Raw genomic sequence first — 25415 nt, 5'->3', positions numbered from 1 at the left:
GGCAGATACTCGTTTCGAAGGATTTGAAGGTGGACTATATATGTACAGGAGGGGGGAAACACGTGTGAAAGTCGTCATCCCGGTCGGAGCGCTGCATGTTGGTGGTGGGTGTCGTGTCTTAGCTCAAGTAGCAAATGCACTCGTAGCAAAAAGACACGATGTGGAAGTGGTCATACCTCAAGGTATGCCGATTGAGTATAAATTGCATTGTAAGGTTACACAAGTACCCAGTTTACAGAAGGAATATATCCCGTATGGGGACGTTGTTTTACCCAATTTTTATACGACATTTGCTCCGGCTTTTGCGGCATGGCCGGAGAAGTGCGTTCGTCTCAGTTTAGGCTATGAGCCCTATTGGGTGCCTGATCCCGATTATGCGCGATGGACCTATCAACAACAAGTGCCCGTCATCAGCATTTCAAATTGGTTGGCGGATCAGATTCAAGCCAATGCCGGTTCGCCTAGTCAGGTTGTCAATTTGGGCGTTGACAGGCATGTTTTTCATCCGAAGGGACGAAAAAAGAAACGAAAAAGGAAAGTGATTCTTTATATTGCTCGAGATCCGAATGCCGGTTACGAATTGAAGGGATACACTGACTTTGTTGCCAGTATGCACATCTTAAAACAAATATCGAAACGTAAATTCACTGTGTACATGATTTGTCCAGAACGGATTTTGCCATTGCCTGGCATTGCGCACCGCACATTTCAGCCACAGACGGATGACGAAATTGCGACTTTGTACCGCGCTGCTGACGTCTTTGTCTCCACCTCGTGGTTTGAAGGGTTTGCATTGCCGCCACTTGAGGCGATGGCGTGCGGTACGCCGGTGGTCACAACCAATTCTGGCGGTATCTTGGACTTTGCAGAACATCATGAGAGTGCGTTGATCACATCTCCACGGGCGCCTGAAGAATTGGCCTATGCAGTGAAACGAATTTTGAACAGCCACCATCTGCGCGGCCACATATTGCGAGGAGGCCTGAAATCGGCGAGGGAGCACTCACAAAGGCGGTTTGAACGCAGGATTGTGCGTGCGCTGGAAAAGATTCATAGGGAGCGAACTTCAGGTTAAGACGTATGCCATTCGCCATTCCCTAATTTTATAGAGGGGAATGGCGAATTTGATTTTTTGTTTTATGCGAATATGCCGTCGGCATTGGGTAAATAGCGCTGATCTTTGTTTAAACAGTCGATGTAGTGTAATAAAGTCGCTTAGGGTTTCGTCTAATTAAATGAAAGTGTGCAAACTGGTAAAGGGCCTGTGCGTTTAGCGTATCGCCTAAGCCTGTTTGTTCGAAAAATAAACATAAGTGGGCTGAAGATCTAGTTGAATTTGTGGTAAGATCTAAAGCTGTTGCAAGTGTTTGATTATAGGAGATTGCGTTGTGATTTGGTTGAAAAAGTTGCTTCGACTGATGGCGGTTCTCCCCTTATGCGTATTGGGGGTAACAGGGTGTGCAAAAAATCAACCGCCTGCACCATTGCCGCATTTGAAGTTGTCCAAAACCTTCAAAGTTGAGTCCTATCAAGGTGTTGAAGTTCACTTTAATCATCCGGTAAAGTCCCTTCAATGGTCTTGGAACGGAACTACGAAAAAAATGAATTTGGCAAAAGGGAAAAAATCTGTCCTGATTCCGGTGAAGTTGCCGCAGGGGAAGCAATTTTCGTTGACGATTGAAAAGGCCTCGGGTCCAAGTACACAACCTTTTAAAAAAAGTACGGTTCTCACTGGGCAAACCGCGCCTGCGTTGCAAGTTGTAACGAATCCGGGGATTTGGCAGTTTAACGTATCGCCCGAAGGGCCTTTTACCTTACAGTTCAGTTCACCCGTTGCCAACCGGGCGAGTGTGTCGCAGGATATCCATTTTAGTCCTGCCATTTCCGGAACGTTAAATTGGACAAGCGCGACGACTGCCAATTTTGTGCCCGATCAGCCGCTCAATCCGACTGAGACAGTGACGATGACCTTGGACGGAGGCGTATCTGGGCCGCATGGGGCACAAGGACAGTACCTAGATTCCACGACAATTGTGCGACCGTTTATCACGGCGAGTAATCAGAAGATTGTCGTACATGAACAACTGCCAGAAACGTTGACACTTTATCAAAATGGCAAAGTGATGCTGAAAACAAAGTGCAATACGGGCGTAACTGGTGCGACGACGCCGACAGGGACATTTTATATCCATTCCAAGGTGGTCAAAACCGATATGTCCGGCGTGGATCCGGATGGGGAAAAGTACGAGGTCAAAAATGTACCCTGGGTCATGGGGCTGTTTGGCAATACGGCAATACATGGTTATCAAAGAGCCAAATACGGTTTTCCGCAGAGCAATGGATGTGTGGAATTGCCCATTGCTACAGCGAAAAAACTTTATCATATGGTGGATGTTGGGACCCCGGTCGTGATCGAAAAATAATGTGTAAACGGCTTGGCCGGGCACCTCAATTCGAGGTGCCCAAACGAGTGTGCATTAGACCTGCCACGGCCAGGGCGCTTCACTCCACTCCCACTTGTTTGTGTTGTTTGGACTGCCGCCATATTGGTAGAGTGGGCCGAATGCCGATTCGAATTGTTGGACAAGGTTCTCTTTTCTCTTTTGAAATTGTTGGAATTGAGCGAGCGCTGTCGCATCATCCGGATGTGTATCCAAATATAGAGTGAGTTCCACCAACACAAAATCCACTGATTGTAACTCGTGCAGGTACTGATAATATGCTTTCGGCAGTTTTTCGCTCATGTTCTTGCCTCCCGTTCTCCATGGGGATAGGGACTGTATAAATCAGGCCATAGCGTTCCTCTGCGCAGCGCCTCATGGGGCGAAAATTGCTTCAACCCTTCCGCCTGAAATTCAATGAATAAATTGGGGGCTACGACATATCGTTTCAAGCGTGGTGAACATGGGTCGAACGGACTATGATATGGTCTATATTCGCGCCATTGACTTGTGTTGGGCACGTGGGTTTTCCCCTTTCATACAGTTTCCTTTCACTTCCTGGCCATATTTATGACATTGGGACAGTAAACAGTCCAGTTGGGTTCATTCTGTGAATGTAGGAAACAGGAGACTTTGCAATATTGAAAAGGTTATCTGCATATGTACAGGCTTTTTTGACATATCCATCCCTGACGGAATTCTTATACCAGGGAGGATTTACCGTGTGGATTTACGAATAGAACCTCGGATCATGTATCCATGGACGAACTTAAGAAGACTCTAAATGCGTAAGAACAACTCCAACTCAAATGATTTCTCCAACGACCATTCCTTCGGTCGATAGTAACGAACTTCCCGAAGTACGGACTTTAAGAGTTTGTTTTTCGCCTCGATGTCCTTTGTCTTTTTGTACTGCTTCACCACATTTGCAATTGCAGGCAGCAATTTTTCGCGTTGGAACCTTGCCTGCTCCTGCCCTTCTAGTTCAGCTTGTACCTCGGATAACTCCTTCTTTGCAACATCGAGCCGTTCTCCGATATTTTGGCTTCTCTCCATGAAAACCTCGATGGTATAGACGCCTCGTTCCAAAAAATCATGGAGGCTCTCACGTTGTTTTTCCAAATTCGCGATTTCTTCAGTTATTCCTTTGATCCTTCTCTCAATAAGCCCGGCTTGATCTTGCTCTGTGGATTTTCGATCATTCTTCCGATCTTGTTTTGGCAGGGCACGCGAAAGAGCCTCCAACTGCGCCAAAACAGTAGCCTCAACGTCTTCGTAACGTCCTATCCGTGTATTACAGCGGTGTGTATTGCACAAGAGCATATTTTTAGAACGGTTTTGGTGATTACGACGAACCATTATTTTTCCGCAATTCCCACACCGAATCAGGCCCGCCAAAGCATTTTTAAGGGAGTAGTCTTTAGTATGGTGGGCTGACATAGTGTCTTGCATTGCGTGGGCGCGATCCCATAGTTCCTGTTCAATTATCGGGGGATGGGCGTTTTCAACAATGATCCATTGGTCACGTGGGAGCCGAACTTTCCGTTTGCCCCCATTAGGGTTTTTTACATATTTGAACTGCCCGAAAATAATCCGTCCGAGATATGTTTCGTTGTTTATTATGTCTTTAACTGTAACGCTCTCCCATGCCTTTCGTATTCCTGTTCCTGCCGGAGGAGCTATGTGGTGGTCGTCCAACCAATGTGCGATTCCATAGCGGCCCATGCCTTGTGCTCGGAGTTCAAAGATTTGACGGACTATAGGGGCAGTTTCAAGATCGGGAATTAGGTGTAGATCGTCACCACGAGAATAACCATACGGAATTCTGCCCACATTCTTACCTTCTTGTGCGGCCATGCGACGCCCTCTGGCTAGACGACGGGCAATGATTTTGTATTCGCGTCGAGCTAGGAACTGTTCAAACTCAGTCCATTCCTCATCAAGCTCATTTTGTAAGTCGTACATTTTTCGGGGAGTAATGATAAGAGTTTCCGAATACTTAAATGTCGCGGCGATGATCCCTTGGTCAATTTGATCACCACGTCCCAACCGATCCATGTCCATACACAGGACTGCCTCGTACAGTCCTTTTTCGACGTCACTAAGAAGACGTTGAACTTCGGGGCGCACCGCTATGGATTCTCCAGTCACAATTTCTTCGAAGATAGCGCGAATGTTGTATCGGTACTTCGCCGCCATTTCTAGTAACGCCTTTCGGTGTTTAGATAGAGTCTCGCCCTCTCCGCGTGCTTCGGCTTCCAAGTCGGCGCGGCTTTTGCGTAAGTAGATTGCGACGTGCTGCAAGTCTATTGGAAATCCTGACATGAAACTACCTCCTGAATTCCTCGACCAAAGCTCGGATGATTCCAGTTTGGGATTTGCTCAATCTTGACAAGTCAGAAGCTAAGGTTAGAAGGTCTTCATCGCGTATGAATCCTATAAGTCTGGCTCCTTCTCCTTCTCTTACTGCACTCCATAGCGTTTTAACGACGGCTATTTGGGTGTCTATTTCGGCCTTTAGTTGCACGAAATTGGTTTTGGTGGCTGGAGTGAACTTCAACTCAGAATACTGGGCTAGGTACGCCAATAATTCTGCCGTCAAGTCGGATATATGTTGCTCTACTTCTTCAATAGACTCTGGTTTTGATGTACTGTTGTCCGAGTCGATGAAACCTGCAACACGCATCAGTTCCCGGTAGCTTGTTCCTATTAAATAAGGGGCAAGTCTTCGTAAAAAGTCAGGAGTCAAGCCGACGTGCCCATTCAACACTCTTGAGATATGGGACTGGTTTATCCCTGATTCCTTGGATAATTGTCGCACACTCATTCCGCTCTGCTCTAATTGATTTTTGATGTGTTCAGCAACTGCCGTCACATTCGCGCTGGACTTGGCTGGCATACGCTACCCTCCTTTAGGATGATGCTTACGTACAAACGCATTCTATCATAATGCCTTGACAATATGTAATTCTAAAAGTAAATTAGTATATGCAAACGCAGCATTCATAATTATTGGCAGGTGATGGTTATGTTAAACGTTAATGTGGAAAAATTATCTGATTTGCTCTTAGAAAGAGGGTGGAGTCAACAACGTCTAGCCAAAGAGTTGTGCGTAAATCCGAGTTATGTATCGCTTGTGGTTAATCGGCGAAGGAATCCGAGTTCCCGGTTCGTATCAGGCGTACTTAGTGCATTCCCTTCGGTAAGGTTTGAGGAACTCTTTAAGGTTAGCTAACTTGTCCGTGAAAGTGGTCAAACAGTAGTCGCATAGGTTCAAAGAGGAAGGGGGAGATGACGGTGGCCAAAGACGAGCAACAAGAATGGATAAGGCTGAATGATTTAGAAATACCGGGCTGCCGGGTGTTTGCTACACCGACCTCCTATACCTTGATGACCGATGACGACAGGGAGGCAGCTTGGGCTAGGGATGTTGAAACTCAATCTGGCCCCGCCGCTATGTGGATTGCAGCATGTGCAGCGGTTGAACACGCTAAGATACGCGAACTGCGTGAGTCCAAAGGTAAACCACAACAACGGCGCAAAGTTGTCGGCGGGTGATGTAGCCCCGCCTGAATGGACAAGCCTTATATATATGCAAACAAAAAAACAGACTCTGCATGGTCAGATGCAAAGTCTGTCACTTTTGTCCACTCTCGTTGTCGAATCGTGTCACATTCCGTTCCGAAAGCTGTTCGCACCAGACTTTCGGACTAATGTAGGAGGAACTGATATGTCAGGCGATGACACTACAAGTATGCTCCCTTACAGTTCGGAGTATATCACTGCTGTACGGGACACGTCAACAATAAGTCCTAGTGGCTCTAGGGAATTATCCGGCAAGCCAAAAACAACCCTCCAAATGTTTTCGAAGCTCGGATGGCGCATCTTCCCCGTAAACAGCACCAAGGCAGATGGGAAGTGTAGCTGTGGTCGGCCAGATTGCTCAAACAAAGGGAAACATCCCCGCGTCACGGGATGGCCGGAACAAGCAACTGCCGACATGGTTCAACATGCAAAATGGTTAAAACAGTGGCCGGACACTAACTGGGCATTAGCGTGCGGCCAAGAGTCAGGCGTTTGGGTATTGGATGTTGACGAGAAAAACGGCGGATACGAGTCGTTGGCGCGTCTCGAATCCGAAATCGGTGAACTCCCTGCAACGGTTCGCGTCAAGACAGGCGGCGGTGGCCTACATATCTATTTCGCTTGGCCCACCGATGGCACCATCATAACAAATGCCGTCAATCTAAAAGGAGACTATCCGGGACTTGATGTTCGTGGGTATCGCGGATACGTCGTTATACCGCCCGGTAAACACAAATCTGGCAATCGTTATGATTGGGTAGACGGTTTGTCCCCTGACGATGTATCTCTGGCGCAGGCACCGCAGCCTTTGATTGAAGTGATCAAGAACGCTGGTGGTTCGCGCACCTATGCTGATAAGCCAAGAGATACAAGGCCGTGGGAGCCTGTACCAAATGACATTATACGGGAAAAAGCCCCGGCTTTATGCGCACGGATTGATTATTTCACTTCCGATGCGGGGGCAAATGATGTCAGCTACGAAGATTGGGTAGCCCTTGCGTCTTGGGCACATGCGATGACAGACGATGAAACGTTGTTCCATGAGTGGAGTTCGGTTGACAAAGACCGTTACAGCAGTCGAGATACCGGGCACAAATGGAAGGGCACGAACGACATGGCTCCGCGTAGCTGTCACAGAGCGCAAGCGGATCACCCATTGGATGAGTGCCTAAAGTGTCCTCTCTTTGAAGCGGATAAAAACCCGTCGTATCACGTTCGCGTGGCATACAACCAAGAACAGGGCGGTCGAGGCCCGTGGGGAGCACCGCCACTAAAACCAGAACAAACACATCAGAAGGAGCGTGAGGCTTACATGGAGGCACTACAGCGAGTTGATGAGGTTGCGGCTGGCATGGAGGCCACCGCACCGAAGATAGATGTGACGGACGACTACGATGGCGAGTCCAGCACCAACGATCAAGCTGGACAAGCCCGTGCGGGTGACGCAGGGGCGGGGGAGGGACGTGGGAAATCGCGATTCTACAAAGCAGTAGATAACGAAAAGGCAGCACGTGAAACTGTTGAAAAAATTATCGACGATGCTTGTGAACAGATTCGCCAAGGTGTGGCGGGCGTGAAGCTCAAAGCGGATTTGTTGAAACCTCTCGCCGAATACGGATCGTGGAATTTGGATGCGGCAAAAGACCTTGTTCGCTTGCTTTGTTCAGTGGACAAGCAGAAAAACAGATCGGCAGCTACACTTCGGGAAGGGGAATTTGTACGACAAATCGAGCGAATGGCGCACCAATTTCAAGCGGATCGCCGAGAGGCTGAAAAAACGGTCGGTGACGTGTGTTCGATTGCACCCTTTGAACACCGTGCGATTCGCCTTCCCTCTGGTGGGGATTATGATTATCAACCTTTAGGTGATGGACGGGTCATGATCGCGATGGTCAAAACAACAGCCACTGAAGTGTGGTCAGAACCATTGAGCCGTCAATTTACTTATGTGAGCGGCTTGCGCATGAACGTCGAAACAGGTGAATGGGAGGCGGTCATTTCAACGCTTTTGCCCGGTGGTCGGTGGAAGCATAGTATGTCGGTTTCTCCTAGCGTTTTTGCGAGTGAAATAAAAATGCAAGAATTGCTGAGCAAAGGATTGGCCTATGAAAGTCCTCGTGATATGGGGCGTTACCTCTTAAAGTGCTACATCTTGGTACGGGAGGAACAGATGGTAAAGACTGCGCTATCGACAGCGCGTCTCGGTTATCATATCGACGATGAAGACGAGGAAGAAGAAAATCACCTAGTTTCCTTTGTTTTGACCGACGTGAGCATCGGTTCTGACTTGGTTGTATCGACTGATCATGTGTCAATGAACGAGACGTTAAAGTACTTCAAAGCTGCTGGAACTTATGAAGAAGAACGCAAGACGATCCTCAAAGTGCTAAACAACTACCCTGAAGTGGCATATTCGATTGCCGCAAACGCAGCCGCTGCTCTTATGCGGCCACTAAAAGAGGCGAATGCCGTTGATCTCTGGGGATTTGCAGTGGAGTACGTTAATCAGAATCCTGAAACCGGGAAAACCACCACGATTTCTGTAGGTTTTTCGATCTGGGGATCACCGGAATCCATCAGGAATGCGTGGTCAACTACGCAAGGATTGACGAACAGGATGGCTATGACTCCCGACTTGCCTACGGCGATACAGGAAGTCCAGAGTGGCGGTGGAAACGGTCGAGGATCAAATACACTGAACGGCGAGTTGCTGATCAACAGTCTTTGTGATGGTGGGGGAAAGATGAAGGGTGCTCCAAAGGGGAAAAATCAATCCTCGCCACAACTCTACGGAACTTTAACGATGGCAAATAACGACCGTTTATTGGGTGCGGATGCTCAGAGTGCTGCGAAAAGCCGTGTCTTCACTCAGACGGTAACACCTTTTCCGAAATACGAGGATAAGGCAAAAAAAGCGATAGTGCAGGCCAATACCGGGGAGTATCTGCGTGAACTAGCGAAGCATCATGGTCATGGCGGGCGTCGAATGATGCAAGGACTCCTGAAGAGCGTTGGCTATAGTTGGTCTAAGCTGAAAGAAAAACTCGACAAAGAATTGCAATACGAGAGAAAGTATGTAAAACTCCCAACGGACATTTTGGGGAATGATGTCGAGGGCATGAACCGGATGCTGACATACACCGCTGTCATGCGATTGGCACTGCGCTACCTTTTGACGTATGGGTATGCGCTTCACGATTCTTTTGAAGTTGAGGCTCATTTGTCCAGCATTGATGACGCTCTGCGACATGTCGCGGAAGACCGTGAGCGGAACAAAGAAGAGAACAACGAAGCATCCAAATACTTGAACCGTGTATCAGATTGGGTGAAGTCTCGCATTGGCTCACTGAAAGGATTGGAACGGAAGGACAACAATGGTGAGCCGATAGCTCCTTCTGGAGGCTATATTGGGACGATCTCCATGATCAATAAGGAGCCGCATATCTGTATCTTGCCGAGTGTGTTACAAAGCCATCTGAGTCAGTGGAATAAACCTCTAACAGATTTGCGCAACGAATGGATCGACCGGAAGTGGATTAAAACGCGATCAGAAGGCAGTAACAAGTTGTATCAGCCGAAGTTTCTAGGGGACAAAAAAGACATGTACTGTTTTTCACAGTCTGTATTAGGGATCGACATCAATTCTCTCGATAGTGATAACAGTGACGACAATCAGGGTAAGCCTCAATCAACGGACAATCCCGACGAGATTTGACTTTGTTCCACCCGCTGCGGCGGGTTTTTTTCTTTTGTCGGGAGTACCTCTCACTTGTAACAAGGAGTACTTTTGGGCTTCTTGGGAGTACCGGGAGTACCGCCATCTCTCGGAAATCCTACTCTCTCTAGCAAGTTAGTAAAAGTACTCCCAAACGCAAAACACTATAGCTGTATATAGAGATATTATTCGCGTTCAGACCATTTGTCTGTTCGAATCAATGTCTCTCTTTATAGCATCTGGTGTTCAAAGTTGGGAGTACTTTTCTACAAAAATGCAATTATATCAAGGTTTTTCGGACTTTTACGGTACTCCCAAGTCCTCCTTAGAGGGCCAAAAGTACTCCTAAAACAACAAAAAGTACTCCCAAAATGCTGCGAAAGTACTCCCTTAATTGTGATCACTGCCACCTCGTCACCCCGCGCCCCGTTCCTCCACCACTCCAACGCCCCCTGTAACCCTGTCATGCCTCAAAGCCGCAGCCGCACCTCCTAAACTCCAATTCGCATTGATTCCCCCGAATGCCCGTCCGGAACGACAAGATCAGCCTCACGCCCCTAAATACCGCCACCCGGAAACCCGCACGCGCCAAGGCATTTCCACTGAGCAATTGAATATGCAAACGAGCATTTTTAAGGAACATAAATTCTTATAAAATACCTTGACGTGGCAACATCTGGGCTGTAATATATAATTATAAGAAATATATTTCCTTGTTATTCAGAGGATGTGAACGGACATGGCAATTATCGATCTGGATCGAGCAATCGTTAGGACGGGTGGAAAGTTTGATGAAATGGTCGAGCGTTGTTACTACAGACCAGTAGAGCGTGAGGCGTTGGTTTTTCCAATCTGTGCGCAGGTGCCGGGAGATCGGTTGTACCAATGTCGCGGAGAGGACGCTGTACTCGCATTTTTAACGCTGTCGCCCTACGCTCAACTAGACTCGCAGACGCGGCTAGAGAAACGCTTTGCCTGCGCAGCACACGCGGCGGAACCGCACGCAATGAGGGGCGAGGATGTCAGCATCGTGGTTTCTGACCACGTTTATCTGGACAACCATGGTGGTAAGGCCGAGGAACCTTTGATTTATGACGCCACAAACGAGCGGACGCTACTAGCATCATTGGTTCACTACGGAGACCTAAAACTGTGGGAACGCGGCGATAGTAGGATTCTCCGGGGCAGCAGAACATCGGCTGCCGTGCTTAACAAGTCATGCAACAACTGTATGTTCAATCGCACATCAGGCAGCCCTTCGGGAGCTTTCTTTGACCATTGGTGCCATCTTGATCTGCTGGACATCAGCAACGACCGGGCGGCAACCTGTGCAAGCTATCGACTTACACGCGGACAACCTAAGCCTGCAAGCGAAAGGTACGTCAGGCTTCACGCGGACGAGATCTGGATTCCGCAGTTTGCAGAACACCCGCACGGGCCGTTTTCGGTAGCTGCAAATGACAAATGAGGGATAGACATGGACGAGAAGAAACGCGGGCGAGGAAGGCCGCCGAAAGACCCAACAGGACTGCGGAAAACGAAGATAAGTACCTACGTGAGCGAAGAGATTGCGGAGCTATTAAAAGGCGATGCTGACGCGCGAGGAATGACGATCTCAGAATTGGTTGCAACAGTTTTAGAAGGGTATGTTTTTGGTGACAAGAAAGATTTACATCTTCCTCCTGTTCCAAAGGACGCTGTGTACGCAGTTATGAAGGTGTTGGCGGAGGAAGGTTTACTCAATGGTTCCACTGTTGATGGTGCGAATGTGTCACCAAAAACAATAAATAGTGCTGAATTCGCACCAAAAAAATCTGCCACTACTCAGACGGGCGCAAAAGGCGAGAAACAGCGCGGCGATGATGGCGGTAACAATGTAGCACCAAAAACGACGAGACGAAGAGGCAAGCAAGGAGGCGAGAACAATGCTACTTGATATGTGCAAGGCAGAGACTCCGCTATCCGTACAAGACCGCATTTCGGCCATCATGCTTGAGGTTGGAGGTGCAATGACCCGTGATTCCTTGTTGTCACTACTTTCTACCTGCGCGAAACGGTCGCGACTGGATGAGGTTCTAGGTCAGATGCGCCGCGCGGGGCTTATTGGAGTGGTGTTCACGTCCGGCCACAAGGCCATCTATTTTCTAACAGCGGACGGAGCGGCTTACAGCAAAAAGCTCCTTTTTATTCGCACTAAGGTGAGATATGGACAGGCTGCCGTCGCCTACGCTCTTACAGTAGAGGAACTTCTAATGCGCTTCGTCCGGGCTTGGGGACTGCAAGGATGGGAGATTCATGGACAGTACGAGGCTTCCGACGAGATCGCGTTCTATCGTCAAAGGCAAGGTGTATCAGCGGTTGAAGTGAAAAAAACGACACCAACTCCGTCTGCGTTTATCCGCACTAAAAGCGGCAAGGCTTGCTATATCGCGGTTGACTGTCACTACACCGGAAAAAGGGTCTTCGACGAGATGCGCCGTTATGCTACAAGCCTGTTCAGGAAGAACGGGACTATTCCCGGAGTGCTGTTTGTGGCCGCGACCAGTGAGAGAGCACAGTGGATGCGGTCAAGGGTAATACCTGATCCAGTGGTTAAGGTTGGATTTTGTTCTCTGGATCAGGCAGTGGATGTGCTTGAAGGCACTATGGCACCGATACGATGAGCAGAGACACATTGAGTCGAAGAACCAAGGTCTTCGGAGAGGCTGAAACCGCCGGATGCGGTAGAGTGACTGTTTTGGAGAACCATGTCTTTTGGAAAAAGACCGCCTCAAAAGTTGTGTCAGTAAGGTGATAAACGAAAAGTGGCGTTTTTGGATTGACATAAGACTTACATCATAACATGGCCATCCACCACCCATAACATGGTGAAAATTGAGTTTTGTCGTACAGCACACCGATAGATAAGGAGGCCGAAAAAAATGCCACCAAGAACTGTACCAGCCGTACTTTCAGGCATCGTAGCTGCAATCGCTTTTCTTTGCAGTATCCCATGTGCAACAGCGTTTGCCGCTGAAAAGCCCTCCAGTGCGCAAAAATACGAAACCAAGCTCGATGCGGCTTTGCAGTTAGAGCAGGTGTTGGATGTTAAGGTGAGCGGAACGTCCCACTTTGCAGACGTTCCGCAGAAAGATGCAAGCGTCATCGCCACCATCACCTCTCCGCACAGTGTAACGGAGGGCCAAGTGCAACCCATGATGACTACTGATTCAATGGATAAGTTCGGTAGTTCCGATGGGGTCACTGCTAGCGAGGTCGATGCTTTTTACGGGAACTGGCTAGGCGTTACGCCGTACAACCTGCAATTCGCACCGGGCGGAAGTGCATTGGGACTGGCAAACGCGCTTGAAATCAACTCCAAAACACCTCTGACAGGCGACTTAACGGTATCGCAGTTCGCTCAGATGGTTCAAAACCTAAAGTCCCTACAGGACGGGTATTCGGAGACGGACAAAAACGAGTACAAGTTGCTCTATCGCCCTTCCCGAGGCACTTTCGGGAACAACGGCACATACAACGTGCCTCTGAATGTCCAGCAAAAGAATGAGGCAGCGGCGATCAAGTACATGGATGGTGTTCAGATTTTGGTCAGCGGCAACAAAATGACCGTCCTCTTGCCTAAATTGACGGGTGGCAGTGCAAACGATCTCCCGCAAGTGCAAGTTTGGGCCAGCGGAGGCAAATACAGCAGCGACAAAGGCAAGACGTGGCACCGCATGTCCATCGACGGCTACACAGCGACAGGGCCGCAGAAATATTACATCACTGTTGAGGGTGACGCGACGAAAGGATTCAGCTTGACCCTCAGTTATACCTACGGCAGCACTCATTACGCCGTAGCGACGGAGGGTGCGAAGATTCAGACTGGTAAAGTCGTCGTAAATAGTTTCTAAAAATGGTAATCAAGGAGAGTGGAAGAAATGAAACGAAATCGCGTTCTCTCGGCAGTTTCAGGGGTTTTAGCAGTTGCAGGCGTGTTGGCATCGCTACCAGTTACCGCGAACGCTGCAACCAAGTATTACCCGACCAAAATCGAGATCAATAACAACGATACTGCAAACCCCGGCCATTTGGTCGCATCCGACCCGTTCGCGGGGCAAAATAACGAACCAACAAGCTATCTCCCGATTTGGTACGTGGATCAGGCGTTGACAAAGCTTGGTATCACTCCGTCGTGGAACGGCGCGGAAGGCGTTCTCAGCCTAACCGTGCCTAGCACGATGCAAGTCAACTACCCGACACCGCCTACTCCGATGGCGATTGATTCGCAGATTATGAAGATCGAAGTCAATGGGCAGGTAGTGACCTATGCCCCTAGACTGGCGGCAGTGGATGAGGGTACTACGACGGAGACGACCTACGTGCCGATCTACTATCTCGAAAAGACACTCAAAGCCATCGGAATCACGGTTGGATGGGACGGCACGGACTGGACGATGGACTACACTGCGACGGCTCCGAGTGCGCCGACCACGCCGAGTGGGGACGTGAAACTGGCGGCAGCACTGGCATTCGCGCAGACACTTGGGATTAAGCCCAACCCTGATGCCGGAAACGACCCCTATACTGATATTCCCGGATCTGACTGGCCTACTCTCAGCGTCCTCCTCACACCATTCGACTTTCAGGTTCCGGGTGGCGGCGGAGCGAATTTCGAGGTTGGTTCGTCTATGTTCCAGCCTGAGAGCAGCACGACATTCGGCTCAACAGTCAGTGCATCGGACATCGACAGGGCGTTTCAGGTGTATTCGGGGATTCCCACTGGACACGATCAGTACCTTCCCGGCGGTTCGGTCACGTCATTTGGCGAAATTCTTGGGCTGTCAGCGGGTGTTCCTACAACGGGGAACCTCAGTCAAAGCGACGTTTCAACGATGATGGAGAACCTTGCGCGGATCGAAAAGGGCGACGTTGCACTTGGAAATGGTCAATACCAGTTGGTCTACCGTCCCGGATCGGCCCCGAACTACTGGCAGACCAGTATCCCTGCCAGTGTTTACTCGCAGGATTGGGCCAATGCTATAAAAACGGTGGATGCCGTTAAAATTCAGCACTCGAACGGTGTGTTCACCACAACTGTTCCTGCTTACACAGACGCAGGTTATGATAAGACCACTGGTAACTATATTGGTCTGACCGGAATCTCCGCAGGAGAGCAATACAGTCTCGACGGCGGTAAGACGTGGCGTTCCACAACAGGTGTCAACGGTTACAACAGCCTAGACCCCAAGAATGGCGGCGTCAGTGCGGTATCGGATACAAGCGTTCTAATTCGTGACAAAAATGGTGGAGGTGTCGCAGTCAGTTACGTGTATAACGGACAACCGCAAGGATTTGTTGTTGGCGGATTGGCTTATGAAAACGGTCAGTTGATTCCAGCGTTCCAATAATGTCGCATGTTTTTCTCCACTAAAGGAGGATTCGCTTCTTACAATTCAAAACAGGTTCAGACCGCATTCTCGAAGTTCAGAGAATGCGGTTTTGTCGTACAGAAGGCGGATCTGCGAAGGGGTGAATGTGATGAAAGCCGGACTACATCGAAAACCTAGTATAGTAGCTGCTCTGGTGAAAAAGAAATCAGTGTACCTACCATGCCTATCCGTATGCGCTGCGGGTATTTGTGTTTTGACATCGCTACATGCTTTTGCTGATACTCCGTTACAGTCTGACGGTGGAATGGGTTCTTTTGCTCAGCCGGGACAGCCTCCAACAACACCATCAGGCGGAGTTTCGGGGAATCCCGCACCACTGTATCCTCAAAAAGGTTCTACTGACCTGCCAACTGACGATCAAGGTGGCTATTCTTCAGCCAACTACTACGTGGACAAAAAAGTGACCTTGGATGGGCCGGGGCAAAGTCTAACTAACCCGGACGCATGGCTCCTACACATGGACATCACCGCAAATAGCGACGGAATGTCTCAACAGTCTAACAACGGCTATTTACAGATTACTCCCTCCCTCATCACTCCTTGGGTCAGTGCGGTAGACGGGTATCAAAGCAATGGCGGAACAGCAGAGTCGCAATTCGATTCATTTCTGAGGAGCGAAGTCCAACATCAGTTTTCAATATGGGCTAAAACTAAGTTAGGCAGCATTAGCGGCAGTAACGGAAACACCATCACCACCTACAACCTCCCCACTCTCATTACAGACGCGGGAGGCGCGTTCAGCGGAAAGGTCGCCGGAATTGGCAATACCGAAGGGCCGACCATTTATTGGACGGACGCACCACAGGCAAAAGTCGTTGTCCCACCGCAAACGATTACAGGTAAAACAGGCGAAAAAATCTACTTTAATGACGAGGTAGCATTGCAAACTTACCACTCGCATTACCACTGGGAATACGTCGAAGTAGACGGGCCAAACGGCACCCCGGCAGTGCCAGAAAGTGCAATCCACCTGCAAAACACTGTAACCAGCAGCCATACGGTGTACCAGACTCCCGGTGACACCACCAGTCCTCAGATGGTCGAGGTCAACGGGGGCAATCCTGACCCCGGAAGTGTCGCACCTCGTTGGCACTATTGGACGGACGGTACGGGCGAGACAACTTGGACGGACAGTAACATCCCGCAAAACGAGCAGGACTACATCCAGTTGCCGAGTGACTTGGCACCGGGCAAGTACGAAGTGAAGTTGTGGGCCAGCGATTATTTTAACCGCGTCACGGCAAGTCCCGCCACAGCGACTTTCACTGTTGGATCAGGTTCGTCAGGCTCCGGCATTACTTTAACAGTCAACGGCGGCAACACGGCCTCCGAACCTACTGGCACACCAGTTACTTTGACTGCAAGTGTCAATCAACAGCCGCCCAAAGGCGACCAATGGCAGATCATGATCGAAGACAACAGTGGCAGCACGATTGGAAGCGGGAAAACTCAAGCATCATCGGTAGTTGGTACTCCGACAACGTTCTCGATTACGGCAGACAGCTATGTGCCTTTGAGCGATGAACAGTACACCGCATACCTCTACGATGAAACCACAGGAACCAGTGTACCAAGTAACGCTGTGACCGCTTCGTGGACTAATTCAGGCACCGGAGGTGGCCCGACACCTTCTGGGGTCTGTCCTAGTCCTTATATCAGTGACACTCAGTGGGTGAATGACGGAACGGGAAACCAAACGCTCACATGGGTTCTGAACACTCCGACTTGGGTGCCACCTGTGTACGGCGGTAAGCCGCGCCACATCATCCAACAAGGCTATTGCAAAGACGTTCGAACTCCCGAAAGCAAGGACTACCCTGCGACAGTCGGCTCAGGGCAGGTTACAGCATTGAGTTATGACCCCGGAACTCCGCTGTATATGTGGCTTCCGACTTCCGTACAACAGTGGTCACTCGGAGCCAATCTCGGAGGCTTCTGGGCACCGCTTGACCAGAGCCACGGCTGGACGGGCTTTGAAAACGGCGGCCCCGACGCCAGCCAAGTCTCGGGGACTTACAACATAGACGGGGAGGTTTATCACAGCTACGGTTCATCCGCTCAGTCTCCATGGGTTTGGGCACGCCCGGATTCAGGTTACGGATTCCGCGTGCAGTGGGTCGGGTCGCCTGATGCAATTCCAGAGTCGGGCCGTGTTTTGTACACGATGAGCAATCCCGACGGGGAACGGCAGTGGAGTGAGAACCTCGTTATCAACTCGGACACCATCTACGACCAAGGAACACAGTTCCAAGGGCTTACCCCACCGAGTGACGCAGAAGAATTCGTCTCGGCTTGGACGCAAATCCCTAAACATGTCATTGGTGCAATTGGGCCGGAACTGGCCGACTGGTCACTCAGTTCTTCGCCGCAAACCGCCTTTGCAAACGGAGCGCACATTTCCGTACAAGTTGAGATTTACACCAAGGCGGGCACCGTGACCTACAACGTGCCTAACATGGTTTGCCTGTTCAGCTATCCTGCGTGGTACTTCAACCAGATAAAGAGTGTGACTATCTCGGGACACACTTACTCCAACCAATAACAATACTTCACACTGCGTTCGGCGAACTTGCCGGACGCTGATTTTTTTCGCTCGAAAGTCCGGCTGGATGCGGGTTTTGTCATACAGCAAGGGATCGTGCAGAGGGAGGTTTTTCGAGATGAAAAAATCGCTAATCGCAACAAGTTTAGTTGCGCTCAGTACGCTTGTTGGACTGACTGGCTGCGCAACACAAGCACCTGCAACACCTACACAAGCTCAACCATCAACAGCACAGATTACATCCACTGACCACAGGGTCAGCATAACCGCACAGACCGGGACGCGAGATAGTGGCATCGCACAGGTAACGATGCTTGGCCCGGATAGCGAGTATCAGTACGCAGTCCCCGTCACTGATGGAAATGTTCAAACTACGCTCACCGTCCCGTGGAGCGGAAAAACGAACATAGCAGTGTCAGATGGCTCTAAAACGGTTACAGATATTGATGCAACGGTGTCAGGTTCAGCCCTGTCAGAGCAGCAGTTAGACCTACTGCCATCGTACACGATAGACTCCAATATCCCTTCCGTTGCGGCGAAAGCCCATGCAATAGCATCCAGTGTAACCACGCAGGGTACGGATCGGAATCAGGCTATCGCATCAGCGATTGTCCAGTGGGTCAAGCAACACATCCACACTACAAACCCAACCCAGACAGCGCGGGCCGACGAAACGTTGACAAGCGGTAACGGCAACCAAGCGTCCCGGACAGCGCTGGCAGTCGCGCTCTTGCGGGCTGACAACATCCCCGCGAAAGTGGCGCAAGAGCAAGTGGCAAGCAATGGCATGTACGGCACAGCTTACTCGGTGCAATCGTGGCTCAACGGCAAATGGTTGAATCTCGGAACCCCATAACATCGTAAAGCCCTCGTGACGGGGGCTTTTGAACATCTGACAGGAGGTGCATGGTATGTCAACAACCGTCCCCGCCGACACGGTGTTCTCAGCATCGACGACCACGTTCCCCGGATGGAACAATCCAGACCCATCGGCTTATGCGTGGACTTTGCCGAACACAACGCATTGGTACAACTTTGGGCAGAACATATCGCAAGGCGTTTTCTCATTCGTTGCGAACACGCTCTTGGAACTTATCGCATGGGTGTTGCATATTGTGATTTACGTCTGTTCTTGGTTTTCTGATCCATCAAACATCACAAATCCAGTGGTACATGCTGCATCTGGCATTTTTAAGAGTGCCTATCAAAATGTGTTCGTGAAGTTCTTGCCCGTGCTGATTATGTTCTTTGTTGCATATTTAGCATGGAAGTACGTGGTGGCGCATCACGCAAAAATGCTAACTGGGATTGTCAGTATGTTACTGGCGACAGGGCTTGTAGCGTTCTTCTTCTTTGATTTCGGGCAGGTTTTTGACACTGTTGATTCCTTTGGTCAGCTAGTAACGAATACTGCTGCTTCGGCAGTCGCTTCTACTGCTGGAACAAACGTTGGCTCGGAATATGACACGTTGTGGCAGAATTATATTTTGTTCCCGTGGGAGTACGGACAATTCGGGCAGTTCTCTGGTACGTTGAGCAATTTTGACGTGAATTCTACTTATATCAACAACGGTAGTTTCAAGTATCAACCAGACCCTACTACCGCTAATCCGAATCCGGGAGAGGAAGTTATTCCGACTAAAATGGACATCGGAGGCACGACGGAACCCGCAAACTGGGTGTTACTGTTCCTGAGTACGACAAACAGTCAAGGTCGCACCGATCTTGAAAACATTCTCACACAGAATCCAAATGTGTTTGCTACTGGTAGCCCTCTTTCCACTGGCGCAGTTAAAGCGGCTAACCCTTTTGAGATGATACCGTTCTTGGTCATTGAATTGCTGTTGATTCTCGTTCCAGTCATTTTCCTGATTTACGTCGGGTTCCAGTTGTTTGTGCGCGAGTTGTTGTTCATCGTCACGATCATGATGGGAATAGTAACTATCCCGATGGCGTTTATTCCCGAAATTGGGTGGCGAATCACGTTCAATTGGCTACGCGAAGCCGTAGGGCACCAAGTGGAACGGCTTGGTAATGCAATTTACGCGGCGTTGCTGTTCTTGGTCGCATCGCTCATTACGCAGAGTGTCACGCAAAGCGAATTCGGCATGATGGAAGCATTTTTGGTCGATGCAATTTTGTTTGCGGCGGCTTTAATTTACCGTCAGAAGATTTTCAGCATCGCAGTCAATCCGCTTTCTGATTCGGTGCGCGGTGTTGACCAACACCAACGTATGACGATGGATGAGTACATGCAACAACAGCATGATCGGGAGCAGCGCGAAGGGCGGAACCGTTCGCATGGTGAAGGGAGTAGTCGCAAGCTCGGTAAACTGGCTGAGAACTTCGCGCATACGGAAGCGCATGAAGAACACCATCACTCCGCCCTACCATCAAGCAGTCGCACAACGGCGGCTGAGACTTATCATGTGCTTGGCAGCGACGAGCAGCCGCAGTTCACGGTGGGACATCATGTGCAAAAAACGGCGAGTGGTAAGTCTTCGCACTTAGCGGATAGTTTCAAGGATGATACAAGTTACCCAAAACGGCAGAAGTTTGCCCGCGATGCTAAAGGCTTCAGAGCCGCTCTTGGCAACGCAATAAAACAGCATATCGACGACGTATCCAATCCCGGCCCGCCTTTGTCGCATGAAGAACGGATTCGTCGCCGGGAACAACGTGCGCGGGGCATCGAGGTGAAGCTGCATCGCCACAGCGTAAAGGCTTTACGTCGCACCATCATGTCGGTTCCTAAACTTGCGAGTGGTTTTAGCAACGTTCCAGACGACGATCCACCACCGCCAGCACCACCGGGCGGCGGGCCAGTGGCAGACAGTGGCGACAAGCTGAGAAAGATGATGGTCACATCGGATGGTAGCGGTTCGCAGGGAGTTATCTTTGACCTCGACGGCAATAAGATCGCGTATGACCCACCTTCGATTGCACGGCCACGCCGCGACGAAGCCGACATCAATACGCCGAGCCTGTCGGAAGGTTTCAACGTGGCGGCGCAAGATGTACCCGTCAGCAGTTCAAAGGAGCAGCCAAGTCAGCCGATTAGTGTCAATCCGCCAGCACCAACGGAAAGAGTGACCGAAGTCGAGCAGGCAGGACAAGCTACTCTTGCAACGGGATTTACGCTGGATGTACCACAGTCAGAACCTGTACCTGCACCCGACCAGGCCCGCTTGTCAGCCGAGAAACCCGCGCCGCAGAACGGCTCAGAATCAGGGGCATCTACAAAGCCACCAGAGGCTCCGACCACCCAAAACGACACAGATGCTCAACCAGCACCACAAAACGATCCACAGCCAAATTCTGAGTCCGTGGCAGTCATTTCGCAGCAAACATCACTCCCGGTGCAAACAAAACCACTTCCTGCAAACGTAACTCGATTGCAAGATGAGAGGCAACACCGTACCGAAGTCGAAGGAAGGCAGCGTGAGCAACGGTCGCAGCGTGTAAGGCAGCAGCAAGGGCGGCGAAGGGCTGTCAGAGTCAACGACCGAAACCCGCGCCCACCGCGTCCGTGAGTTGTCGTGCAGGAACCGGAATGGTGGGAGAGTGATTGATAATGGCAAAACAACTTGGTAGAGCCGATAAGTGGATGATTGCCCTGTCAGAGTTATCAGGGCGTTTCGGGGTTGCGCTAGTTGAATATTACGACGGTGCGCGGATAACAGACGCAAAAAGCGGCAAAATATTGGGAACGAATCTCGCTTACCTCTGTGGTCTGTACACTGCGCACAGACCGCGCACGAAGAAGCATAAGGACAATGGGACAGCAACACAGGGAGCGCGGGACGTACAGGGCTTTGTGGCCGCACTAACCAGTCTGTCAAGTGTGTTTGGAGTGCTCTTGGAACTGCGTTTCGCGCCGATGATGCTCGTTGATGTTGAGACGATGGAGCCGTTAGGACGCTTGGTCAATTTGAGTGAGGGTGGCTACACCGTTGCAGAACTACTTCCAGTCTAAAAGACAAATCAAAAGCCGATCTCGCAGTGTGCGGGGTCGGCTTTGTACTTACGCTTGAATTTCCTCAATAGTAGCAAGAGAAAGCGGCATCCCAAACCGCTTGCCAGTATAATCGGTCAAGTGATGTCGCGCCAAATGGAACTTTACCTCTTTACTTTGCTGTGCAACGATCTTTGCGTCATCAAGGTTTTCGTCTGATATGCGAATGCCAGACTTCCCGTTTTCGGTAGCCCAGAACAGTCCATATGGCTTATTTGACAGTGTGGCTGCGATTAAAGCTGCGAAGTACCCGTCGATCATTGTACCTTCGTCTGCTTCATTCTCCGCGTATGTATCTTCGCCGCGTGCGTCAATAAGTGCTACACGTTGCCCCATCAGAAGTTTCATTACGTCGGTGACGCTCGTTATCTGGACATTCTGCATCGTTGTCTCCATGTATTCCTCCTCGAATCCAAGTTCGTCGTAGTAGTCCACATTACAGCCAAGTGCGCGTGCATCTTCCACCACTTTTTGCACTTCGTTTAGGCTTGGATATGTGTCTAAATCCTTTTTATCAACCTCATACTGTTCAAGTTGACGAATCAAGGACAACGCCCGCTCTTTGTCCGTAACCCCGTTCAATGCCTTATGAACCCTTTCAACCTTGCGATACATTTCTGCGTCCATTGTCCGCCGACCCGTTTCCCACTGGGACACGGTTATGGGGTGAACGTCCAGTAGATCGGCGAATTGCTGCTGAGTCAACCTTATCGACTTACGCACCAGTTTCACTTGATCACTTACGTTTATCTGTTTGGAATTCATATCCAAACACCTCCTAAGTCAATATACTAGGTTTGATATTAAACTACGTCAAGTGACTTATATAAAGTTGTTTGCGATTTTTTGATTTCGGTATATCCTTGAATCAAGGACACAAGGAGGTCGTCTACACATGACGCTATCGGCATATGCTAAGAGTGTGCAGGAAAGGGGGCACTCTGGCGTGGACAAGTATGTTCGCATAACAGGCAAACGACAAGTCACGATTCCGAAAGAGTTTTTCGAGCAGTTAGATATGGGAACAGTGCTTCACGCCTTCGTCGAAGGTGGCAGACTGGTCTTGGAACCTGTACGTCCCGAAGACCCGATGGATTTCTCACAGGAGATCATAAACGACTTAGCAGACGCGGGATTGACTGGAGAGGAACTGAAGAAGGAGTTCGCTAAACGGCGCGAGGGCATGATGGCAGCGATGAAGGAACTGGTCACGGAAGCTCGGAATGAGGCTGTGGATGGGTCTGAGGCGGATGGCGACGACTTCATGAACGAGTTGATCGACGCCGATGAGTGATTACCCGTACAAGCTATCATCGCGTGCGAAACAGGTGCTCAAAAAGTTTAAGGACAAGCCATTGTTACGGAAATACCAAGAAACGATGCGCGACATCTGCGAGTCACCGTTCGAGGGCGACCCGAAGGTTGGTGATTTGAGCGGCGTGTACGCCGTTGCCTTTCGCTACGTGGATGGCGAACACCGAGTGGCGTACACCGTGGTTGAAGAAGATGGCATCGATCCGTTTGTGCTAATTCTGTTAGTCGGGACAAGAGAGAATTTTTATGAGGAACTAAAACGCATATGGAACAAGCATTGAGGGTCGGGACGAAAGCTGTCCGGGCTTTTTTGTTGGTGGAGCGACACCCACTCTGAAAGTTCAAGGTCGCGGGTTTGTGGGCACATGGAGTCAAAATGACTTCAATATGATGGGTGGATAGGAAAAGTGTAGCATGTACCTCGTTTACAACATCGCCGGATTTGGTCTCATTTTGGCCTGAGAGCGTTTTTCTTCGCAAAGTCGATAGATTGGTCGTCCGAACAGTTTGAGGGGGCTTAAAAACGATTCTGGGCTAAAGTTGTTTTCAACTTTTAGAAAATGGCATCGCGATTAAGGATGATCGTTCCACCCACTATATAAGTTGCATCCTCATTGTGCGATCAAGCTGCGAATTTCCAGTTCGTCTATTTGGGCACCTTCGTGACATCGTTCTTGGTCACAAGACCCCCGTTTTTGACCCTGTTTCGGTCACAAAACGACTGTTCTTGGTCACAGAAACGCGATTCTTGGTCACAAATGAGGCGTTGGGTGTCACACGGATTTGGAAATGGAAATTATTAAAAACCTTGTTGCAGTAGGATATATATATAATATTGATGGAAATTATCTATAATATTATATAGTTTGTGACCACCTTTTTGCGATAGTGTGTATGATCACGTGCGGATTTTTTCTTTTTTCTCCGTCACATCCTGTCTATTAGTAATTTATCTCCGCATACATATGCAGACAAATTTTTTTAGGTGTCACAAAACACGTTTTTATTCCAATTTGAGTAAATATATTCCTGCATCCTCTCTACTGCCACATAGATTTGAACCTTCCGAGTTTCCAAATCCGCGTGACACCAAACTATGCTTTTGTGACCAGAAACACGGTGATGGTAACTAATCCCAAGAACATGTTCCCTACATAATCAAGGGTTAGCGTTTTTGGCATGTGACCAAGAATGTGCCGACGTTGGTCATAATCATAAGGGTGTCACAAGACAGCTTTTGCTAGGTTACACCTTGGTAGGGATTTGTATTGTGTAATTATAGGGTCAATTTGACTGCTTGATTATTACTTATAAAGAAAATAATGGTTGCAATATTGCCGATGCGAGTCTATCATAAAAACAGAGTTCAAACGCCCTACTGAGTGGCGTTACAAGACTGGGACGAGTGGGGAGATCGGGACGAATGAAAAACAACGATGCGATGTTGACGGATGAAGTTTGCGAAGCAATCATTGAGGAAGTGTATGAGTCTGAAGAATATCAAAACGCTAGCAGTTTTCTTGAGGGAGAAATCATGGCTTTGCTTGGTGAAAATGAGCTAATGTGGGCAAGACACAACGATGCTTATACGATGCTCGAAAACTCGGTGGCGCGAAAAGCGTTTGAGATTGGCTACTCCCTTGGCAAAGCGGACAAGCAGTCGATAGAGGTTGTTGCCACTGCTCTGTAAGTTACTTTGCAAAACAAAAACCCCGCAATCGGTTTGCGTATGAGCCGTGGGCGGGGTTTTGATCTAGTTACTCTCTTGTGCGTAGTATTGACGATGGTATATTTAGTAAAGAACGGTTACGGGAGGATGTTTCGTGAAAAGAAACCTTGTTTTAGGCACGATGATTTTAAGCGCGTTATGGTTGACGGGATGTAGCACCGCAAACACTGCAAGTAGCACAACCTCTGCACAACACACTACTAAATCTACTACACATACAACCAGCACGAAAGCAACAGACCGTCAACTAACTGAATCCGATATGAAGATAGGTCACTTGTACATTGGACAGAAGTTATCTGATGTCCAGTCCGTTTACGGAACCCCCAGTACAAAAACTATCGTCCACGGGAACGGTGCGCCTCAGTGGGAGTACAGCAAGCAAGGGATTACTGTAGGTGGGTCGTCTGTATTTATCATTGTCGTTTCAGACGGGTTCTCTGGTAGCACTCCACGCGGAATCCATATTGGCAGCACAGAAGAAGCGGTCAAGATGGCTTATCCAACGTATAAGACGGTTCTGGGCGGTTCACAACTCTTTGTGGAATCACCTGACAAGAAGTACGACATTGATTTTTTCATGAAACAAGGAAAAGTAACGCAAATTACTTTGGCAAATGAAAAACCTTAAACCAACCACTA

At 49.4% G+C, this 25415-nt stretch carries 23 protein-coding genes; 18 read left to right on the top strand and 5 right to left on the bottom strand.

Annotated features, from left to right (window positions below; genetic code table 11):
• The first annotated feature begins 64 nt into the window (after positions 1-64).
• Both ACFSB2_RS22520 and ACFSB2_RS22515 read left to right on the top strand, forming a co-directional pair.
• Entirely contained in the window at positions 65-1075 is a 1011-nt protein-coding gene (locus ACFSB2_RS22520; protein ID WP_377945333.1) for a glycosyltransferase family 4 protein, read from the top strand.
• A gap of 313 nt (positions 1076-1388) precedes the next feature.
• Positions 1389-2423 carry a L,D-transpeptidase gene (locus tag ACFSB2_RS22515; RefSeq protein ID WP_377945332.1) on the top strand — a complete coding sequence of 345 codons (1035 nt, stop codon included), beginning with the start codon at positions 1389-1391 and terminating at the stop codon, positions 2421-2423.
• Positions 2424-2477: 54 nt separating this feature from the next.
• On the opposite strand, the gene ACFSB2_RS22510 is transcribed toward ACFSB2_RS22515, so the two are convergent.
• From ACFSB2_RS22510 to ACFSB2_RS22495, 4 genes are all read right to left on the bottom strand, one after another.
• Positions 2478-2744, bottom strand: a complete 267-nt coding sequence (locus tag ACFSB2_RS22510) for a spore coat protein CotJB (RefSeq protein ID WP_377945331.1) — start codon at positions 2742-2744, stop codon at positions 2478-2480.
• Positions 2741-2962, bottom strand: coding sequence for a spore coat associated protein CotJA (locus ACFSB2_RS22505; protein WP_377945330.1), 222 nt, complete (start codon positions 2960-2962; stop codon positions 2741-2743). The genes ACFSB2_RS22510 and ACFSB2_RS22505 overlap by 4 nt, the downstream gene beginning before the upstream one ends.
• Before the next feature lie 259 nt (positions 2963-3221).
• Positions 3222-4766, bottom strand: a complete 1545-nt coding sequence (locus ACFSB2_RS22500) for a recombinase family protein (protein ID WP_377945329.1) — start codon at positions 4764-4766, stop codon at positions 3222-3224.
• 4 nt (positions 4767-4770) lie between these two features.
• Entirely contained in the window at positions 4771-5340 is a 570-nt protein-coding gene (locus ACFSB2_RS22495; RefSeq protein WP_377945328.1) for a helix-turn-helix transcriptional regulator, read from the bottom strand.
• A 123-nt stretch (positions 5341-5463) separates the two neighbouring features.
• Between ACFSB2_RS22495 and ACFSB2_RS22490 the strand changes: the two genes are divergently transcribed.
• The 12 genes from ACFSB2_RS22490 (at position 5464) to ACFSB2_RS22435 (ending at position 21691) form a co-directional block, all read left to right on the top strand.
• Positions 5464-5676, top strand: a complete 213-nt coding sequence (locus ACFSB2_RS22490; protein ID WP_377945327.1) for a helix-turn-helix transcriptional regulator — start codon at positions 5464-5466, stop codon at positions 5674-5676.
• 56 nt (positions 5677-5732) lie between these two features.
• Positions 5733-5999, top strand: a complete 267-nt coding sequence (locus tag ACFSB2_RS22485; RefSeq protein ID WP_377945326.1) for a hypothetical protein — start codon at positions 5733-5735, stop codon at positions 5997-5999.
• Between the two features lie 172 nt (positions 6000-6171).
• A complete protein-coding gene (locus ACFSB2_RS22480) occupies positions 6172-9741 on the top strand; it encodes a bifunctional DNA primase/polymerase (protein ID WP_377945325.1) in 3570 nt (1189 codons plus the stop codon).
• A gap of 739 nt (positions 9742-10480) precedes the next feature.
• Complete coding sequence (locus tag ACFSB2_RS22475; RefSeq protein WP_377945324.1) at positions 10481-11209, top strand: hypothetical protein; 729 nt, start codon at positions 10481-10483, stop codon at positions 11207-11209.
• A gap of 9 nt (positions 11210-11218) precedes the next feature.
• Entirely contained in the window at positions 11219-11677 is a 459-nt protein-coding gene (locus tag ACFSB2_RS22470) for a hypothetical protein (RefSeq protein WP_377945323.1), read from the top strand.
• Positions 11667-12404: a hypothetical protein gene (locus ACFSB2_RS22465; RefSeq protein ID WP_377945322.1), complete on the top strand. Its 738-nt coding sequence runs from the start codon at positions 11667-11669 to the stop codon at positions 12402-12404. Before ACFSB2_RS22470 ends, ACFSB2_RS22465 begins: the two co-directional genes overlap by 11 nt.
• A gap of 258 nt (positions 12405-12662) precedes the next feature.
• Positions 12663-13634 carry a hypothetical protein gene (locus ACFSB2_RS22460; protein WP_377945321.1) on the top strand — a complete coding sequence of 324 codons (972 nt, stop codon included), beginning with the start codon at positions 12663-12665 and terminating at the stop codon, positions 13632-13634.
• Positions 13635-13661: 27 nt separating this feature from the next.
• A complete protein-coding gene (locus ACFSB2_RS22455; RefSeq protein ID WP_377945320.1) occupies positions 13662-15131 on the top strand; it encodes a hypothetical protein in 1470 nt (489 codons plus the stop codon).
• Positions 15132-15366: 235 nt separating this feature from the next.
• Positions 15367-17715 (top strand): hypothetical protein, encoded by a 2349-nt coding sequence (locus ACFSB2_RS22450; protein ID WP_377945319.1) that lies wholly within the window; start codon positions 15367-15369, stop codon positions 17713-17715.
• Between the two features lie 118 nt (positions 17716-17833).
• Positions 17834-18571, top strand: a complete 738-nt coding sequence (locus tag ACFSB2_RS22445) for a transglutaminase domain-containing protein (protein WP_377945318.1) — start codon at positions 17834-17836, stop codon at positions 18569-18571.
• A 55-nt stretch (positions 18572-18626) separates the two neighbouring features.
• On the top strand, positions 18627-21248 hold the full coding sequence (locus ACFSB2_RS22440) for a hypothetical protein (RefSeq protein WP_377945317.1): 2622 nt from the start codon (positions 18627-18629) through the stop codon (positions 21246-21248).
• Between the two features lie 41 nt (positions 21249-21289).
• On the top strand, positions 21290-21691 hold the full coding sequence (locus ACFSB2_RS22435; protein WP_377945316.1) for a hypothetical protein: 402 nt from the start codon (positions 21290-21292) through the stop codon (positions 21689-21691).
• Between the two features lie 48 nt (positions 21692-21739).
• Here the strand turns inward: ACFSB2_RS22435 and ACFSB2_RS22430 are convergent, their stop codons facing one another.
• Positions 21740-22495 (bottom strand): helix-turn-helix domain-containing protein, encoded by a 756-nt coding sequence (locus ACFSB2_RS22430; protein WP_377945315.1) that lies wholly within the window; start codon positions 22493-22495, stop codon positions 21740-21742.
• 130 nt (positions 22496-22625) lie between these two features.
• Here ACFSB2_RS22430 and ACFSB2_RS22425 point away from each other — a divergent pair, with 130 nt between their 5' ends.
• The 4 genes from ACFSB2_RS22425 to ACFSB2_RS22410 all read left to right on the top strand — a co-directional run bounded on the left by ACFSB2_RS22425 (position 22626) and on the right by ACFSB2_RS22410 (position 25404).
• Positions 22626-23024, top strand: coding sequence for an AbrB/MazE/SpoVT family DNA-binding domain-containing protein (locus tag ACFSB2_RS22425; RefSeq protein ID WP_377945314.1), 399 nt, complete (start codon positions 22626-22628; stop codon positions 23022-23024).
• Positions 23017-23325, top strand: a complete 309-nt coding sequence (locus ACFSB2_RS22420) for a type II toxin-antitoxin system RelE/ParE family toxin (RefSeq protein ID WP_377945313.1) — start codon at positions 23017-23019, stop codon at positions 23323-23325. The genes ACFSB2_RS22425 and ACFSB2_RS22420 overlap by 8 nt, the downstream gene beginning before the upstream one ends.
• 1142 nt (positions 23326-24467) lie before the next feature.
• Positions 24468-24734 carry a hypothetical protein gene (locus ACFSB2_RS22415; protein ID WP_377945312.1) on the top strand — a complete coding sequence of 89 codons (267 nt, stop codon included), beginning with the start codon at positions 24468-24470 and terminating at the stop codon, positions 24732-24734.
• A gap of 133 nt (positions 24735-24867) precedes the next feature.
• Entirely contained in the window at positions 24868-25404 is a 537-nt protein-coding gene (locus ACFSB2_RS22410; RefSeq protein ID WP_377945311.1) for a hypothetical protein, read from the top strand.
• The last annotated feature ends 11 nt before the right edge of the window (positions 25405-25415 follow it).

Source organism: Alicyclobacillus fodiniaquatilis (assembly GCF_042678105.1).
Lineage (GTDB): Bacteria > Bacillota > Bacilli > Alicyclobacillales > Alicyclobacillaceae > Alicyclobacillus > Alicyclobacillus fodiniaquatilis.
This window is presented reverse-complemented; position numbering and strand designations above follow the sequence as displayed.